We start from the raw sequence: 16,854 nt of genomic DNA on the forward strand, positions 1-16,854 counted from the left end.
ATTGCGCCTCAGGAACAAACTCTACCACCGGGTTAACGGAACCCTTGCAGAACACTTGCGGAACGTCTACCGTGTTCGTGTTTTGTTTCAGCGGCGTTAGTCGCGGCCATTGGCTTCAGTGGAAGAGTGATCTGTATGTTGACGCGTAAGCAGCTGGATCTTCTCCAATTCATCCAACAACGGATGCAGGAGAGTGGCGTCCCGCCCTCCTTCGACGAGATGAAGGACGCCCTCGATCTCAAATCGAAGTCTGGGATCCACCGGTTGATCACGGCCCTCGAAGAGCGCGGATTTCTGCGTCGTTTGCCGAATCGCGCCAGGGCGATCGAAGTGATCCGGATGCCTGAGAGCCTGACCGGTGCACCGGCGCCGAAGCCCGCTCCCGCCGGTGAAGTTCGCCGCTTTACGCCGAGTGTCGTCGAAGGCGGTCGATCCAAGGCGATGCCGTCCCTGCGCCAGCCAACGACCCAGGCCCAGGACGAGAGCGGAAGGTCGATCACGATCCCGGTCATGGGACGGATCGCGGCCGGCACGCCGATCTCCGCCATACAGAATCAGAGTCATTCCGTGACGCTATCACCGGACTTCCTGGCCGGCGGCGAACATTACGCGCTGGAGGTCCGTGGCGATTCGATGATCGAAGCGGGTATCCTCGACGGTGATCTTGTCGTGATCAAGAAGCAGGACACTGCGAATACGGGCGACATCATCGTTGCCCTCATCGACGATGAAGAGGCCACATTGAAGCGCCTGCGTCGCCGCGGTTCCTCCATCGCTCTGGAGGCGGCAAACCCAGCCTACGAGACGAGGGTTCTGGGTCCGGATCGTGTTCAGATCCAGGGGCGGCTCGTCAGCCTGGTCCGTCGTTACTGAAGCCCGTCCGACTGCGTTTCGGATGACGGATCGCCGTCATCGGCCTCGGGTTCTATGGGTTTCGCACTCGGTCCTGATTCCTTCGGAGGCGAAGGGGACGGCGTGGCGACAGCGACCGCCCGCCGCCATGGCGGACGAGAATGAGGTTGGTGGGCGGACGTGACCTGCGGTCCTTCGGGGCCGAAACGGATGGCGGTGGCGCCGCGTAGGGCCAGGTATGCGCGATCGATGACGAAGCCGGCCCGGCAGTCTTTGGGAGCGTCCCGGCGGGCGATGATCACACTCGCCCGTTCGCAATCCTCCGCGAAGGCCCGCTTGTCCTTGACCAGGGCGACGATCCGACCCGGCCCTAACTCGACGACGCATCCGACGGTATCGCATCGGCTTCTCGGCGAGGCTGCGACGGCGGCGGCCTTCCGCGAATCGCCATCCGCCTTGAGCCATTGTTCGAGGACGAAGGCCGGCGGGCTGCCGAGAATGCTCAATCGGCCGTCCCCGTCGCGGAAGGCTGCACCGCCACCCTCTCGGTCGATGTAGACGTCGTAACGCGGCGGCATGGTGGCGAGCACGACACCGAGAGCGGCCGGAGCAAGGCCGATCCAGCGTAAGCTCGAGACGGGAAGTGTCAGCAGGAGCAGGGCGAGAGCAAGCAGGCAGAGTGCCGTGCTGCCATAGGCCGGGACGACGAGGGTGGCGTGTCCGAACCCGCTGATCCAGCCGGAGATCGTGAGCATCCCGCGTACGGCGAGCCCCATCGCCCACCAGACCGGCTGGTCCAGTGCGAAGGGATAGGCGAGGATCCCGAGGACCGCCGCCGGCATCACCGCCAGGGAGACGAGGGGCAAGGTCAGGGCATTGCCGACGATGCCGAAGGGCTGGACGGTCTGGAAATGATAGGTTGCGAAGGGCGCCGTGGCGATCTGGGCGATCAATGTCGTCGCCAGCGTGCCAAGGACCGCGACAGCCAGAAACCGCCAGGTTCGGGCCAAGAGGCCCGCACCTTCGCGTGGCGGCATCCAGCGATTGAGCGCACCGGCGCAAGCGATGAGGCCGGCTACCGCGCCGAAGGACATCTGAAAGCTCGGGCCGAGAATCCCGTCCGGCTCTCGCGCGAGGGCGATGAGGGCAGCGAGCGCGAGGTTCCGCATGCTCAACGCTGGGCGATCCACCAGGATCGCGCCGAGCATCACCAACGTCATGATGAGCGAGCGTTCGGCAGCGATATCCCAGCCCGAGAAGACGCAATAGGCCGTGACACCCACCATGGCGAAGCCGGCGGCGATCTTCTTGATCGGCCAAACCAGGGCGAGCCCCGGAATGAGAGCGAGCAGCGCGCGGACGAGCCAGAACACGACGCCGGCTGCGAGCACCATGTGGAGGCCGGAAATCGAGACGACGTGGTAGATTCCCGCCGCACGCAGAACCTCGTTGGTCTCGGCATTGATGAGGCCGCGCTTGCCCGTTACCAGGGCGGCGGCCACCGCGCCGGCCTGCCCGCCATTGGCGTCGGTGATGCGCCGGGTCAGCGCGTTGCGGGCGTCGTCTACGGCGGCTGCCAGCGCTACGGAGCGGGGCAAAGGCCTGGGCGGAGGCTTGACGTCGATCTTGCCTACCAGGGAACCGACGGCGCCGATCCCGCGAAAATAGGCATCCCGAGCGAAATCATATCCGCCGGGGCGGGCCGCGTCGGGCGGCGGCAGGAGCCGTGCCGTCGCCGAAATGAAATCGCCGGGCTTCAGCGCAAGGGCCTTCTTGTAGGAAACGCGGACCCGCCTGGGCCGGCGATCCGGCGGGAGGTTGCCGAAACTCTCCACGAGGACGATCAGGCGGGCGCCGACTTCCCGTTCGTCGAGGGCTTCGACCAATCCGGTGAGCGGGGCAATCGTCGTCCGGGCCAGGACGGGTGCCGCTACGACCTGCATCCTCAGGGTGGCGGCCGCGAAACCTAGGAAGGCTACGGCAAGTCCGAGAACCAATGCCAAGGCCACGGGCCGCGAACCGAGGCGAAGTGCGAGGGCAGAGAGTGCGGACGCGACGAGGAGGGGTGCTGCCAGCGCCGGCTGACCATCCGTGGCGGTGAAACAGACGAGGATGCCAAAACCGAACGTGACGGCAAGCCAGGGAAACAGGCGCCTCTGTTCGGATTCCTGAACCAGCCCGTCGACGATCCAGCGTCTAATCGCGCCGATCAGGATCGCGGGTGAGCGTGACGAGGCCAAGGCGGCACCCGTCGCACCCGTGGCTCGCGCACTGGCCTGCGCCATCTCCGGCTGCGTCTCTCCTCACGGCTCACGAAGCGCGAGAGATGCCGCCCGCGCGAAATCGTCCCCGTTTCGCGACTCGGCGCCACGCTTTCTTAACGTCATCGAAAACGCATGCTACATGCGCCGATCCGGGCCGGTCGATCCGCCCTCTCACTTCACGCACAAGTTTGACCGCCCGATGTCGTCACCCGTCGTTACGCGCTTTGCCCCCTCCCCTACGGGGTACCTGCATATCGGGGGAGCGCGCACGGCGCTCTTCAATTGGCTCTATGCCCGTCATTTCGGCGGCAGGATGCTGCTGCGCATCGAGGATACCGATCGGGAGCGCTCGACCCAGGGCGCCATCGATGCGATTCTCGACGGGCTCCGCTGGCTCGGGCTCGATTGGGATGGGGACGTCGTCTACCAGTTCGCCCGCGCCGCGCGGCACCGCGATGTAGCGGAAAGCCTGCTCGCTTCGGGCAACGCCTATCATTGCTACGCGACGCCGGACGAACTCACCGCCATGCGCGAAGCCGCGCGGGCCGAGGGACGTCCCATGCGCTATGACGGGCGTTGGCGCGACCGCGATCCTTCGGAGGCACCTGCGGGAGTGAAGCCGGTCATCCGCCTGCGCGCCCCATCAGAGGGCGAGACGGTGGTGGAGGATCAGGTTCAGGGCCGCGTAACCTGGGCCAACAAGGATCTCGACGACCTCGTCCTCCTCCGTTCCGACGGCAATCCGACCTACATGCTCGCGGTCGTCGTCGACGATCACGACATGGGCGTCACCCATGTGATCCGTGGCGACGACCACCTCACGAACGCCGCACGGCAGGGCCAGATCTATGATGCGCTCGGTTGGTCCGCACCCATCATGGCCCATATCCCGCTCATCCACGGTGCTGACGGCGCCAAGCTCTCGAAGCGGCACGGCGCGCTCGGGGTCGATGCTTATCGCGACCTCGGCTACCTGCCCGCCGCCTTGCGCAACTACCTCGTCCGCCTCGGCTGGAGCCATGGCGACCAGGAGGTGTTCTCGACGGAGGAGATGATCGCTGCCTTCGATCTTAAGTCGATCGGACGCTCCGCTGCCCGTTTCGACTTCGCCAAGCTCGAGAACCTCAATGGGCTCTACATCCGCGGCGCGGAGGATGCCGTACTGATCGATGCGATCGAGACGATCCTGCCGGCCCTCGCCGCCGACCGCGGATTGCCCACGACCCTATCCCCCGAGCTTCGTGACAAGCTGCGGGCGGCGATGCCCGGCCTGAAGGAACGCGCCAAGACTCTGGTCGAGCTTCTCGACAGCGCCTATTACCTCACCGCCTCCCGGCCGCTCAATCTCGATGACAAAGCGAAGACACTGCTGAGCGAAGAGGCCCGCCAGCGCCTCGCCGCGATCCTGCCGGCTCTCGGCGACCTTCCGGAATGGAACGCGGCCTCCACGGAAGGCGCCGTGCGCCGGTTCGCGGAGGAAAACGCGCTCAAACTCGGCCTGATCGCGCAGCCCCTGCGGGCCGCGCTGACCGGGCGCGCGACCTCACCCCCGGTTTTCGACGTCATGGCCGTACTCGGACGGGATGAATGTCTGGGTCGCTTGGCCGATCAGGTGGCGTCCGCCTGATCGCATGCATCGAACCGGTGACAGATCGGCCCGGTTTTCGCTTGAGGGATAGCGTGGAGAGGGGGATCGGTTGAAGGCGGTGGGCCGATCCGCTAACCCGATAGATGTGTGAGCACTTGCAGCATAGGTCTGCCCGTGCGCTCCGGGCCGAAGTGGTGGGTGTCGCCATGCGGACCGGCGCTCCCCTCTGCCAAGGTCTGCCTTCTGCCAAGAAAGGGTCCACGTCTCCATGAGCGCCTCCAGCACGATCTCCGTGGGCGACAACCAAGTCGAGCTTCCGATCAAGACCGGTACGATCGGACCTGACGTCATCGACATCGGCAAGCTTCACGCCAAGACCGGCATGTTCACCTTCGATCCGGGCTTTACCTCCACCGCGTCCTGCGAATCGAAGATCACCTATATCGACGGCGATGCCGGGGTGCTCCTCTATCGCGGCTACCCGATCGAGCAGATCGCCGAACAGGGCGACTTCCTCGAGACGTGCTATCTGATGCTGTTCGGCGAATTGCCGACGCCCGCCCAGAAGGCGGATTTCGACTACCGGGTCACGCGCCACACCATGGTGCATGACCAGATGAACCGCTTCTTCCAGGGGTTCCGCCGCGACGCCCACCCGATGGCGATTATGGTGGCCTGCGTTGGCGCGCTCTCGGCCTTCTATCACGACTCGACCGACATCTCGGACGACAAGCAGCGGATGATCGCCAGCTTGCGCATGATCGCCAAGATGCCGACGCTCGCAGCGATGGCCTACAAGTATTCCATCGGTCAGCCGTTCGTCTATCCGAAGAACGACCTCGATTATACCTCGAACTTCCTGCGGATGTGCTTCGCGGTGCCGTGCGAAGAGTTCGTCGTCAACCCGATTTATGCGCGCGCGCTGGACCGGATCTTCATCCTCCACGCCGATCACGAGCAGAACGCCTCGACTTCCACCGTTCGTCTGGCCGGTTCCTCGGGCGCCAACCCCTTCGCCTGTATCGCCGCCGGCATCGCTTGCCTGTGGGGCCCCGCGCATGGCGGCGCCAACGAAGCAGCGCTCAAGATGCTGGAAGAGATCGGAACGCCCGACAACGTCGCGAAATACGTCGCCAAGGCCAAGGACAAGAACGACCCGTTCCGGCTGATGGGCTTCGGTCACCGCGTCTACAAGAACTACGATCCGCGCGCCCGCATCATGCAGAAGACCACGCATGAGGTGCTAAGCCAGCTCGGCATCAAGGACGATCCGCTTCTCGAAGTCGCTGTGCAGCTCGAGCAGATCGCCCTGAAGGACGAGTACTTCATCGAGAAGAAGCTCTACCCGAACATCGATTTCTATTCCGGCATCACCCTCAAGGCGATGGGATTCCCGACCTCGATGTTCACGGTGCTCTTCGCTTTGGCCCGTACCACCGGCTGGATCGCCCAGTGGGCCGAAATGATCGAGGACCCCTCGCAGAAGATCGGCCGTCCGCGCCAGCTCTATATCGGACCGGACAAGCGCGAATACGTGCCCATCGGCCAGCGCGGCTGATACTTTCGTTCAGGCCGTCCGCCGTATTCGACCTCGCTTTCGAAGCGAACGTCACGGAGGGTCAAGATCTCATGGGTAGAGGAATGAATGAAGGTGGGGTGGCCGACAGGCTGCCCCGCCTTTTTTGTGCCCCTCTTCGCGTCGTGGGTCGCAGGAGAAGCGAGGAATGATCGATTTTCGATCGATCCGATCAGGCAAACAAAAAGGCCGCCCTCTCGGGCGGCCTTTCTCGTCTCGGAGATGATCCGGTGGGATCAGCGCGAATAGAACTCGATCACGAGGTTCGGTTCCATCTGGACCGGGTAGGGAACCTCGGTGAGGCTCGGCACGCGGGTGACGCGAGCCGTCATCTTGGAGTGATCCACCTCGATGTAGTCCGGCACGTCACGCTCGGCGAGCTGCGAAGCCACGACGACGATCTCGAGCTGCTTCGAGGAATCCTTCACCTCGATCACGTCGCCCGGCTTCACGAGGAAGCTGGCGATGTTCACGCGACGGCCATTCACCTTGACGTGGCCGTGGTTCACGAACTGACGGGCAGCGAACGGGGTCGGTACGAACTTGGCGCGGTACACGACCGCGTCGAGGCGACGCTCCAGCAGACCGATCAGGTTCTCGCTCGAATCGCCGCGCAGGCGGATCGCCTCGGCGTAGTAACGGCGGAACTGCTTCTCGGTGATGTTGGCGTAGTAGCCCTTGAGCTTCTGCTTGGCGCGCAGTTGCGTGCCGAAGTCGGACATCTTGCCCTTGCGGCGCTGGCCATGCTGGCCGGGGCCGTATTCGCGGCGATTGACGGGGCTCTTCGGGCGGCCCCAGATGTTCTGGCCCATACGGCGATCGAGCTTGTGCTTCGCCTGAATACGTTTTGACATCGCGGTTCCTCTCAGCGAGTGAGATTGGTCGAGGAACGCGCCCTCCTCTTTCCGAAGCGGCCCGGGGCCGAAGCGGAACGACAGAGCGGACATTGCCGCTCACGGGTGCGCTTGAAAAAGCTGCGGGGCCCCTCTCGGAGCCCCGTAACTCTGCGCTGCATAAGCGAGAGATGCCCAAGGGTCAATGCCGAGGCGGCAACACATCTATTGCAAGGCGAGCGGCATCATCTCCACGGCGACATCGCCGACACCTCTTGCGTCGAGCGAGCGACGCAGGGAAGCCGTGACGCCCGCACCGCTGGTGAAGGCCGTGAGTCCCGGGGGGATGTCGTCCAGGGGCTTACGACGGGATGGACCGAGAAGCTGTGTCACCCGGCGGGCGATGGCCGGCGCCGGGTCGATCCAGCTCACTTCCCATGGGGCAAGGCGCTGGAACCGCGCGAGCAGCAGCGGATAATGGGTACAGGCGAGGCAGACCACATCCGTGCGCCGACCATCCTCTCCCTCGACGAAGCAGGGTGCGATTTCGGTGGCGAGCAGCGCATCGTCGACAGGATGCCCCGCAAGTTCGGCCTCGGCATAGGCCGCTAGATTCGGCGATCCGACGAGCGTGACCACGCAATCGCCCGCATAGGTCTCGATCAGGTCGTGGGTGTAGGGCCGCGCAACCGTCCCCGGCGTCGCCAGAAGAGTGATCCTGCGTGAACGCGTCGCTTCCGCCGCTGGCTTGATCGGTGGCACGACGCCCACGAAGGGGGTGGAGAAACCTGCCCGGAGAGCGGGAAGCACGAGGGTCGATGCGGTGTTGCAGGCGATGACGATGAGGTCGGGCGCGTGGCGCGCGATCAGTCGTTCCATCACCGTCGCGACGCGGGCGACGAGGATGGTCTCGGAGAGGCGGCCATAGGGAAAAGCCGCATCGTCCGCCGCATAGACGTAACGCGCGTCGGGACGGGCCCGCCGCACCTGTTCGAGAACCGTCAGCCCCCCGAGCCCCGAATCGAAGACGAGGATCGTCGGGGTCGGCCGGATTTCGGCAACCAGAGCCGCTGTCATCGCTCCCGCCATCAGATCGATCCGCATACGAGCCTTGCCTGGACACAGTGCGTGGATGGCAGAGTGTCGGGCGACAGGGTTAAGGCCGTGTCACTGCGGCATGAAAAAGGCCCGGCATTTTCAGCGCTTGTGCGCCGCGGCGATGGGCGCAGACGAAGGGCCGTTGCCGAATGGCAGCGGAGCCATATTTCCGCATCATGGATGCGAGTGGAGTGATCGACATGGCAGCGACAGCGGCAATTCGCGAGACCTCGCACCATCAGGCGGACGGCGCAGCATTCCCGCCGCCTAACGTATCGGCGCGACCGGTGGATCGCGCAGCCTGGATCAGAGCCTTCCGCGCGGTACGCGACGAAACGGAGCGCCGCGCCGCGCCGCTCTCGCCGGAGGACCAGCAGATTCAGTCCATGGCGGATGCCAGTCCGACGAAATGGCATCGGGCCCATACCACGTGGTTCTTCGAGCAATTTCTCCTGCGTGATCACGTCCCCGGCTACCGCATCTATGACGAGCGGCTGCACTACCTGTTCAATTCCTATTACGTCGCGGCCGGCCCCCGGCAGCCGCGAATCATGCGCGGCCTTATCACCCGCCCGACCGCCGACGAAGTCGCCGGGTACCGTGCCCATGTGGACCGGGCAGTGGAAAGCCTCCTATCGGATGCCACCGACGCGACCCTCGAGACCGTGTTGCCGATCCTCGAAATCGGCCTCTATCATGAGCAGCAGCACCAGGAATTGCTGCTCACGGACATTCTCCATGCCTTCGCGCAGAACCCGCTGAGCCCCGTCTACGATGCCGGATGGCGATTTCCCCGTCCGGTATCGCGCGGCGGAGCCGCCGAACTGCGGGGTGGGGTGGCGAAGATCGGGCATGAGGGCGAAGGCTTTTCGTTCGACAACGAATCGCCGCGACATGAGACTCTGATCCTGCCGTGCCGGATCGACAAAGGCCTCGTCACCAATGCGCAATGGCTCGCCTTCATTGAGGATGGCGGCTACGCGCGTCCTGAACTCTGGCTCTCGGATGGCTGGCTCGCGGTGCAGGCGGAGGGCTGGGAGGCCCCTGGCTACTGGCAGCGCAACGATGCAGCGCAATGGTCGAGCATGACCTTTGCCGGGCAGGCAGGCATCGACCCAGCCCTGCCTGTCACCCATGTGAGCTATTTCGAGGCGGATGCCTTCGCCCGATGGGCAGGGCGCGACCTGCCCACCGAATTCGAATGGGAGATCGCCGCCAAGGAGGGCCTTCTCGACGACGCTTTCGGCCTCGTCTGGCAATGGACCCGCTCGGCCTATTTATCCTACCCGGGCTACAGGCCGGTCTCCGGTGCGCTCGGCGAATACAACGGCAAGTTCATGTCGAACCAGTTCGTTCTGCGCGGTTCCTCCGTGGCGACATCGGAAGGACATGCCCGCATCGGCTATCGCAACTTCTTCTATCCCCACCAGCGCTGGCAATTCACGGGACTGCGGCTGTCGAACTATCGCGACTGAGCACCGTTTCCCACACCCGCGTAACCCAGCGTCCTTTGGCGTCCTTCGGAGACTTGCCCGTGACCATCAATCCCGTCTTCACGGACGCCACACCCCTGTCCGCCGTCAGCCCGGAAGAACAATTCCGCGATGACGTCCTGGTCGGACTCACGGCGGCGCAGAAATTCATTCCGGCGAAGTATTTCTACGACGAGGTCGGCTCGGATTTGTTCGAGGCGATCACCCGCCAGCCGGAATATTACCCAACCCGAACAGAGATCGGTATTCTGGATGAATCGGGGCCGGACATCGCCTCGCTTCTTCCCCCGCGCGCGAACCTCGTGGAATTCGGCAGCGGCTCGACGGTGAAGGTTCGGCGTCTTCTCGTTCATCTGACTGATCTGGCGGCCTACGTGCCGGTGGACGTTTCCGAGAGCTTCCTGAGGAGCGAGGCCGAGACTCTGTCTCGCGATTTCCCTCGGCTGTCGATCCAACCGGTGGCTGCGGATTTCACCCGGCCCTTCACTCTCCCCGACGGGCTTTCCAATAGCGCCGTGGCGGGGTTCTTTCCGGGCTCGACAATCGGAAATTTCGAGCCGCCCCAGGCGGCCCATCTCCTCGCCCATTTCGGGAGGGTTCTAGGTCGCGGGGCATCTCTCGTCGTCGGCGTCGATCTCGTGAAAGACAAGTCCGTGCTGGACGCGGCCTATGACGATGCGGCGGGAGTGACGGCGCGGTTCAACATCAACTTGCTGCATCGGATCAATCGCGAACTCGGCGCCGACTTCGACCCGTCAGCCTTCGCCCACCGGGCCTACTTCGCCCCGGAGGCTTCGCGGATCGAGATGCATCTCGTCAGCCTGCGCGCCCAGCAGGTATCACTCGCGGGCCGCCGGTTCAGCTTCTCGGAGGGAGAAACGATCCATACCGAGAACAGCTACAAGTACACGGTCGACAGCTTCCGCGACCTCGCCAGCCAAGCCGGATGGAACGTGGCCAAGAGCTGGACCGACGGCGAGCGCCTGTTCTCGGTCCATGCCCTCACGCGCGGATGAGGATCAGGCTTTCTTCTCGAGCATCTGCTTGACCTGCATCAGCTGGTCCCAGACGGTCCCAGGAGTGGTGCCGAGCACGTCGAAACCGGCACTGATGCCCCAATAGATCCCGTAGCAGATGATCGGAACGAGGATCCACCCCAGGATTTCCTCGCCCCGGCGACGGCGCATGCGCCGGCGTCGACGCTCTTCTCGGCGGGTCAGTTTCTGCGGGCGGGCCGCGACGTGCGTGCCTTGGCTGGAGAGTGGCGTCAGGGGGCCCTCTTGCAGATCGCTCATGGATACTCCCCTGTTGTCGCGAGTGGCTATGACGATCACAGGCTCGATGCTCCTGCCGACGATCTGAACCGTCGCCGGACACCTGAACCTGTCATGTCGCTCGGCGAGCCCCCTCGCAGGATTCACGACCGGACGGGCGCCTATGCACCCATTCGAACGCGGTTGCTAACGACCGATCATGCCCATGTCGACCACGGGACCGACGTTTTCGTGGCACGATACGAAGTCTCGATCACCCAACCCCGTGGGTCTGACCCATTTGTGCATGGCATAACGCAGAAGGGGCGCATCTTCCGTTGAGGAAGACGCGCCCCTTTTGACCGATGCCTCGTGCGATCAGGCTCGAACGAGAGGAACCTTAGGAACGGTGCGGACACCGCCCGAACCGCCGGAACCGCCCTTGTCGTCCTTCTTCGCCTCGTCCTTCTTCCGCGGAGCAGCCTTCGCCCGGCTACGCTTGCGCTTGCTGCCACCGGCGTCGGTGACGTCCTTTTCCGGCTTGGGCGTCACCGGGCCGGCCGGGAACTCGAAGGCCAGTGCATCTTTCTGCGCCAGCGCCTCGCCGTCCTCGGCTTTCTTCAACACCACCCTGACCGCGCCGCCATCCTTGAGACGTCCGAAAAGCACCTCGTCGGCGAGTGGAGTCTTGATCGTGGTCTGGATCAGGCGTGCCATTGGCCGCGCGCCCATCGCCTCGTCGTAGCCATTCTCGGTCAGCCACTCGCGTGCTTCGTCGGACAGCTCGATCGTGACGTTGCGATCGGCGAGCTGGGCCTCGAGCTGAAGCACGAACTTGTCGACGACTTTGGCCACCACGTCCTTCGGCAGATGTCCGAAGGAGATGATCGAGTCGAGGCGGTTCCGGAATTCGGGCGCGAAGAGCTTGTTGATCGCCTCCACGTCGTCTCCCGTGCGCTTGGTCTGAGTGAAGCCATAGGCGGACTTCGCCATGTCAGACGCACCCGCATTCGTCGTCATGATGATGATGACGTTGCGGAAATCGACCTGCTTGCCGTTGTGATCGGTGAGCTTGCCGTGATCCATCACCTGCAACAGGATGTTGAACAGGTCGGGATGAGCCTTCTCGATTTCGTCCAGCAGCAGCACGCAATGCGGATGCTGGTCGATCCCGTCCGTGAGCAGCCCGCCCTGGTCGAAGCCGACATAGCCGGGCGGTGCGCCGATCAGGCGGCTCACCGTATGACGCTCCATATATTCCGACATGTCGAAGCGGATCATCTCGATGCCGAGCGATGACGCCAGTTGCTTGGCCGCCTCCGTCTTACCGACGCCGGTCGGGCCGGCAAACAGGTAGGAACCGATCGGCTTGTCAGGGTCACGCAGACCGGCACGGGCCAGCTTGATCGCCGAAGTCAGCGCCTCGATGGCATTCGACTGGCCGTAGACGACCCGCTTCAGGTTCTCGGTGAGGTTCTTTAGAACCACGGCGTCGTCCTTGGAGACGGTCTTTGCCGGGATGCGGGCCATCGTGGCGATGGTCGCCTCAATCTCCTTGACGCCGATGGTCCGCTTGCGGCGGGCTTCCGGCACCAGCATCTGCGAGGCGCCGGTCTCGTCGATCACGTCGATCGCCTTGTCCGGCAGCTTACGGTCGTTGATGTAGCGCGCCGAGAGTTCCACGGCCGCCTTCACGGCCTCGGTCGTGTACTTGAGTTTGTGGAACTCCTCGAAATAGGGCTTGAGCCCCTTCACGATCTCGATAGCGTCCGGGATCGATGGCTCGTTCACGTCGATCTTCTGGAACCGGCGCACCAGGGCGCGGTCCTTCTCGAAGTACTGGCGGTACTCCTTGTAGGTGGTCGAGCCGATGCACCGAAGCGAGCCGTTGGCGAGAGCCGGCTTGAGGAGGTTCGACGCGTCCATCGCGCCGCCGGACGTCGCACCGGCGCCGATGACCGTATGGATTTCATCGATGAACAGCACCGCGTTCGGATGCGCCTCGATTTCCTTCATCACCTGCTTGAGGCGCTCCTCGAAGTCGCCGCGATAGCGCGTGCCGGCGAGCAGCGTCCCCATGTCGAGGGAGAACACCGTCGCATCGATGAGAACTTCCGGGACTTCCTTGTTGATGATCTTGCGCGCCAATCCCTCGGCGATGGCAGTCTTGCCCACGCCCGGGTCGCCCACGAGCAGAGGATTGTTCTTCTGCCGGCGGCAAAGGATCTGGATGGTACGCTGGACCTCGCTCTCACGTCCGATCAGCGGATCGATCCGACCATCACGGGCCTTCTTGTTAAGGTTGACGCAATAGGCATCCAGCGCGTCCCCCTTCTTCTTCGTGCGGTTCTCGGCCTCGTCGCCGCTCGGGCGCTCGGACGAGGGCTCCTCTTCCGCACCGCGAACCGGCTTCGCCTCCGAAGCGCCCGGGCGCTTGGCGATGCCGTGGCTGATGTAATTGACCGCGTCGTAGCGGGTCATGTCCTGCTCCTGCAGGAAATAGGCGGCATGGCTTTCGCGCTCGGCGAAGATCGCCACGAGCACGTTGGCCCCTGTCACCTCTTCCCGGCCGGATGATTGCACATGGATGACCGCCCGCTGGATGACCCGCTGGAAGCCCGCCGTCGGCTTGGCATCCTGCCGACCATCCCCGATCAGGTTGGCGAGTTCGGTATCCACATACTCGACCAGGCTGCGTTTCAGCGTGTCGACCTCGACGTTACAGGCGCGCATGACGGCTGCGGCATCCTGGTCGTCCACCAGGGCGAGGAGCAGGTGCTCCAGCGTCGCGTATTCGTGCCGGCGCTCGCCGGCGAGCGCCAGGGCGCGGTGGAGAGCTTGTTCTAGGCTGCGAGAGAAGCTGGGCAAAAGCGGGTCCTCGTGTGGGGTGCCTATTTTTTTTCCATGACGCACTGGAGAGGATGTTGGTGTTTACGCGCGAAGTCCATGACCTGCGTCACCTTGGTCTCCGCCACTTCGTACGTAAAGATCCCGCACTCGCCGACGCCGTTCTGATGCACGTGCATCATGATCTGGTAGGCATCGGCCTGTGATTTATTGAAGAACTTCTCGACCACGTGCACGACGAATTCCATCGGCGTGTAATCGTCGTTGAGCAGGAGGACACGGTACAGGCTCGGCCGTTTGGTCTTGGGCTTGGTGCGCGTGATGATCGCCGTCCCCGAGCGACCGTCGTCGGTGCCACCCGGTCCGAGGGGATCAGCCGCGCGCGGCACCGTGGGACCGGCAGAATTCGCGCCATCACGTCCGATGGTCGCGGCGAAACTGCCGTGATCCATGACGGAAGAGACCAGACAACGCATCGGGTCGTCGAACATCGGAATAGCATCGACCCCATTTGTGGCAGCGGAGTCCGGACGCGGATATGTAAGAACCGACCGGTTTCCCGACTGCACGCTGGCGCGGCGCACCTGCTTCTCGTCCAATCTATAGGCCGTTTCCCGACTTCGCCAGTCGCCTGCGCGCACTTGTCCGGTCACTCGACGCCACGGATGCCTACCGCCGGGCGGACATCGCCCGGGCCCGGCGCCGGAAGGTGCCGTGGCGCACAAAAAGGGGCGACCGAGCCGTCGCTCGATCGCCCTTCGGAATAGCTTTTTCGGTCTCTCGGGCGCTGGCGCCGGGGGAGCTCAGTTGGTGGCGGGAAGCTTGATCTTCGTCAGGCCCTCGAGCGGCTTGCCGATTTCCTTGGCGAGCTCGGCATACAGGCCGCCGACCAGCTTCGCTTGAGCGACCATGCGCTCGTAGGACGCCTTCATGAACTCGGCCTGGATTTCCATGGCGCTCTGAGGGGTCTTTGCCTCGGCCAGCTTCTTCATGGTGGCGGTGCCATGCTCGAACGACTGCTTGGTGTAATCCGCCATCTCGGTTCCGACGGTCTGGTTCGTCCGCGCCACCAGCGAGACGTTCTTCATCACCGAGTCGATGCCGGATTTGTCGAAAGCGGGGATCTTGTCGAAAAGCTGACTGGTCATGGGATGCGAGATACCCTTTCGGGCATTCCTCTAGGGCCGGATGTCGACAAGGCCGGTTCCCCGACCCGCGGAAGCGACCAATGCCGTCTCTATGTGCGATGCAACATGGAACGTCAAGATCATGTTGCATCGCAGCAAAAACGGTCAAATCAATCGCCAGGCATTAACCGGGCCGTAACCGCGTCGACCTAGCCTGATTGACAGATGTTGCGAGGTCACGGCGGCACGTTCGCCGGCTTTGCAGTGATGATGCAGTGCAAGCCGATCTCACGATCGGTTGTCGAGGACACCCCGTCGCGATGCGTAGCGTTCCGAGTCGCTCCCGGACGACCCATGGACTGCCGGCCCTCATTGCGGCCGCAGCCGTTCTCACGGCCATCGCCTCGCCCGCCGACGCGCGTCGCGGGCACCATCACCGGGGCGGCGGCGGGGGCTACAACCCACCCTACGCCGCCATGGTGATCGACGTGAAGACCGGCCGCACCCTGCATGCGGTCAACGAGGATTCCCTCCGGCATCCCGCATCGATCACCAAGGTGATGACGCTCTACATGCTGTTCGAGCAGCTCGAGCGCGGCCGCTTCAATCTCGATTCGCCGCTGACCATCTCCGCCTTCGCAGCCTCACAATCCCCGTCCAAGCTCGGGCTCCGGCCTGGCTCGACGATCGAGGTCGAGGACGCGATCAAGGCCATCGTCACGAAATCCGCCAACGACGTGGCTTGCGCCATCGGCGAGAACATCGCCGGCTCCGAGCCGAAATTCGCCGAGATGATGACCCGCAAGGCGCAGGCCCTGGGCATGACCAGGACCAACTACGCCAATGCCTCGGGCCTGCCCGATGCGGACCAGATCACCACGGCGCGCGATCTGACCATCCTCGCCCGCGCGATCCAGGACCGGTTTCCGCGCTACTACAAATATTTCCAGACCCGCTCCTTCGCCTTCCGCGGCCGGGTCATCGGCAACCACAACCGCCTACTCGGCAATGTCGAGGGCGTCGATGGCATCAAGACCGGCTACACCCGCGATTCGGGCTTCAACCTGATGACCGCCGCCAAGTCCGACGACCGCCAGATCGTTGCGATCGTGCTCGGCGGAAAGTCGGGCGCCAGCCGCGACCGGATCATGGCCGATCTCGTCCGGGCGAACCTGCCCCGGGCCTATGCCGGCAACCGGCAGACGCCGGCCGTGACGGAAGTCGCCGAGCGGGGCCGTCCCGCCGTGGTCGCGGACGCCACGTCGCGGACCCGCACGCAGGTCGCCTCGGCCGATGACGAGGACGTGGAGGTCGAGACCACCGCTTCGACCCAGCCCCTCGACATCAGCCCGCGCCAGACAACCACGCCCGGAAGCGCCGGCGCCAAGTGGCGGAGCGGCGCCCTCCCGGCCTCGGCTCAGGCCTATGCCCCGAGCAGCGCACCCGCCGCGTTCCCGGGAGCCAAACCCTCGCCCAGCGGCAAGTCCGACGCCCGCCTCGCATCGGTCGACGGCGCCCGGTCCGACCCCGCACCGAAGGCAGCATCCACGAGCCGCGTCACGCCCACCGCCTGGGTGATCCAGCTCGGCGCCATGGACGACGAAGACAAGGCCAAATCGATGCTTTCCGAGGCTCGCAGCCGGGCCGGCAGCGCGCTCTCCAAGGCGTCACCTTACACCGTGCGGGTCGATCACGGCGGCGCCACCCTTTACCGAGCCCGGTTCTCCGGCTTCAGCGAACAGGAAGCCGCCCAGGATGCCTGCTCGACCCTGAAGCGCAACGGCTTCAACTGCTTCGCCACGCGAAGCTGAACTCCACCAACGCGACGGCTTCCCTCTTCAGGAGGCCGAAGCCGTCCTGACAACGGCGACGACGCCCTTCGCGTCTTCGTCGAACCCCGACGGCTGTTCGCCGGTCGGGTCT

The 16,854-nt window shown here is 64.3% G+C and carries 13 protein-coding genes; 6 read left to right on the forward strand and 7 right to left on the reverse strand.

Annotation, left to right across the window (positions count from 1 at the left end):
* The first annotated feature begins 135 nt into the window (after nucleotides 1-135).
* Nucleotides 136-873 (forward strand): transcriptional repressor LexA, encoded by a 738-nt coding sequence (gene lexA, locus ASF32_RS17025; protein ID WP_056430922.1) that lies wholly within the window; start codon nucleotides 136-138, stop codon nucleotides 871-873.
* Here the strand turns inward: lexA and ASF32_RS17030 are convergent.
* Nucleotides 867-3,137 carry a ComEC/Rec2 family competence protein gene (locus tag ASF32_RS17030; RefSeq protein ID WP_056430925.1) on the reverse strand — a complete coding sequence of 757 codons (2,271 nt, stop codon included), beginning with the start codon at nucleotides 3,135-3,137 and terminating at the stop codon, nucleotides 867-869. The two genes, lexA and ASF32_RS17030, sit on opposite strands and share 7 nt — an antisense overlap.
* A gap of 178 nt (nucleotides 3,138-3,315) precedes the next feature.
* Between ASF32_RS17030 and gltX the strand changes: the two genes are divergently transcribed.
* The gene (gltX, locus tag ASF32_RS17035; protein WP_056431554.1) at nucleotides 3,316-4,743 is read left to right on the forward strand and encodes a glutamate--tRNA ligase; all 1,428 of its coding nucleotides are present in this window, start codon (nucleotides 3,316-3,318) and stop codon (nucleotides 4,741-4,743) included.
* Nucleotides 4,744-4,972: 229 nt separating this feature from the next.
* On the forward strand, nucleotides 4,973-6,262 hold the full coding sequence (gene gltA / locus ASF32_RS17040; protein WP_056430927.1) for a citrate synthase: 1,290 nt from the start codon (nucleotides 4,973-4,975) through the stop codon (nucleotides 6,260-6,262).
* A 254-nt stretch (nucleotides 6,263-6,516) separates the two neighbouring features.
* Here the strand turns inward: gltA and rpsD are convergent, their stop codons facing one another.
* Complete coding sequence (gene rpsD / locus ASF32_RS17045) at nucleotides 6,517-7,134, reverse strand: 30S ribosomal protein S4 (protein ID WP_056430930.1); 618 nt, start codon at nucleotides 7,132-7,134, stop codon at nucleotides 6,517-6,519.
* A gap of 204 nt (nucleotides 7,135-7,338) precedes the next feature.
* Complete coding sequence (gene murI / locus ASF32_RS17050; protein WP_056430933.1) at nucleotides 7,339-8,217, reverse strand: glutamate racemase; 879 nt, start codon at nucleotides 8,215-8,217, stop codon at nucleotides 7,339-7,341.
* Nucleotides 8,218-8,411: 194 nt separating this feature from the next.
* Between murI and egtB the strand changes: the two genes are divergently transcribed.
* Entirely contained in the window at nucleotides 8,412-9,686 is a 1,275-nt protein-coding gene (gene egtB, locus ASF32_RS17055; protein ID WP_056431557.1) for an ergothioneine biosynthesis protein EgtB, read from the forward strand.
* Nucleotides 9,687-9,745: 59 nt separating this feature from the next.
* Complete coding sequence (gene egtD / locus ASF32_RS17060) at nucleotides 9,746-10,720, forward strand: L-histidine N(alpha)-methyltransferase (RefSeq protein WP_056430936.1); 975 nt, start codon at nucleotides 9,746-9,748, stop codon at nucleotides 10,718-10,720.
* A gap of 3 nt (nucleotides 10,721-10,723) precedes the next feature.
* Here the strand turns inward: egtD and ASF32_RS17065 are convergent, their stop codons facing one another.
* The 4 genes from ASF32_RS17065 to ASF32_RS17080 all read right to left on the reverse strand — a co-directional run bounded on the left by ASF32_RS17065 (nucleotide 10,724) and on the right by ASF32_RS17080 (nucleotide 14,952).
* The gene (locus ASF32_RS17065; RefSeq protein WP_056430939.1) at nucleotides 10,724-10,999 is read right to left on the reverse strand and encodes a hypothetical protein; all 276 of its coding nucleotides are present in this window, start codon (nucleotides 10,997-10,999) and stop codon (nucleotides 10,724-10,726) included.
* A gap of 336 nt (nucleotides 11,000-11,335) precedes the next feature.
* On the reverse strand, nucleotides 11,336-13,825 hold the full coding sequence (gene clpA / locus ASF32_RS17070; protein WP_056430942.1) for an ATP-dependent Clp protease ATP-binding subunit ClpA: 2,490 nt from the start codon (nucleotides 13,823-13,825) through the stop codon (nucleotides 11,336-11,338).
* 23 nt (nucleotides 13,826-13,848) lie between these two features.
* Nucleotides 13,849-14,295 carry an ATP-dependent Clp protease adapter ClpS gene (clpS, locus tag ASF32_RS17075; protein ID WP_210348536.1) on the reverse strand — a complete coding sequence of 149 codons (447 nt, stop codon included), beginning with the start codon at nucleotides 14,293-14,295 and terminating at the stop codon, nucleotides 13,849-13,851.
* A 312-nt stretch (nucleotides 14,296-14,607) separates the two neighbouring features.
* Nucleotides 14,608-14,952 carry a phasin family protein gene (locus ASF32_RS17080; protein WP_056430945.1) on the reverse strand — a complete coding sequence of 115 codons (345 nt, stop codon included), beginning with the start codon at nucleotides 14,950-14,952 and terminating at the stop codon, nucleotides 14,608-14,610.
* 299 nt (nucleotides 14,953-15,251) lie between these two features.
* Between ASF32_RS17080 and ASF32_RS17085 the strand changes: the two genes are divergently transcribed.
* Nucleotides 15,252-16,742, forward strand: a complete 1,491-nt coding sequence (locus tag ASF32_RS17085) for an SPOR domain-containing protein (protein WP_056430948.1) — start codon at nucleotides 15,252-15,254, stop codon at nucleotides 16,740-16,742.
* Nucleotides 16,743-16,854: the final 112 nt, after the last annotated feature.

It is taken from the genome of Methylobacterium sp. Leaf91 (assembly GCF_001422815.1).
GTDB lineage: Bacteria > Pseudomonadota > Alphaproteobacteria > Rhizobiales > Beijerinckiaceae > Methylobacterium.

Bases quoted from the DNA above. Each gene is read 5' to 3' on its own strand.
- clpS (WP_210348536.1), bottom strand. From the start codon at position 14,295: ATGTTCGACGACCCGATGCGTTGTCTGGTCTCTTCCGTCATGGATCAC.
- murI (WP_056430933.1), bottom strand. From the start codon at position 8,217: ATGCGGATCGATCTGATGGCGGGAGCGATGACAGCGGCTCTGGTTGCC.
- gltA (WP_056430927.1), top strand. From the start codon at position 4,973: ATGAGCGCCTCCAGCACGATCTCCGTGGGCGACAACCAAGTCGAGCTT.
- egtB (WP_056431557.1), top strand. From the start codon at position 8,412: ATGGCAGCGACAGCGGCAATTCGCGAGACCTCGCACCATCAGGCGGAC.
- ASF32_RS17030 (WP_056430925.1), bottom strand. From the start codon at position 3,137: ATGGCGCAGGCCAGTGCGCGAGCCACGGGTGCGACGGGTGCCGCCTTG.
- gltX (WP_056431554.1), top strand. From the start codon at position 3,316: ATGTCGTCACCCGTCGTTACGCGCTTTGCCCCCTCCCCTACGGGGTAC.
- lexA (WP_056430922.1), top strand. From the start codon at position 136: ATGTTGACGCGTAAGCAGCTGGATCTTCTCCAATTCATCCAACAACGG.
- ASF32_RS17085 (WP_056430948.1), top strand. From the start codon at position 15,252: ATGCGTAGCGTTCCGAGTCGCTCCCGGACGACCCATGGACTGCCGGCC.
- rpsD (WP_056430930.1), bottom strand. From the start codon at position 7,134: ATGTCAAAACGTATTCAGGCGAAGCACAAGCTCGATCGCCGTATGGGC.
- ASF32_RS17065 (WP_056430939.1), bottom strand. From the start codon at position 10,999: ATGAGCGATCTGCAAGAGGGCCCCCTGACGCCACTCTCCAGCCAAGGC.
- ASF32_RS17080 (WP_056430945.1), bottom strand. From the start codon at position 14,952: ATGACCAGTCAGCTTTTCGACAAGATCCCCGCTTTCGACAAATCCGGC.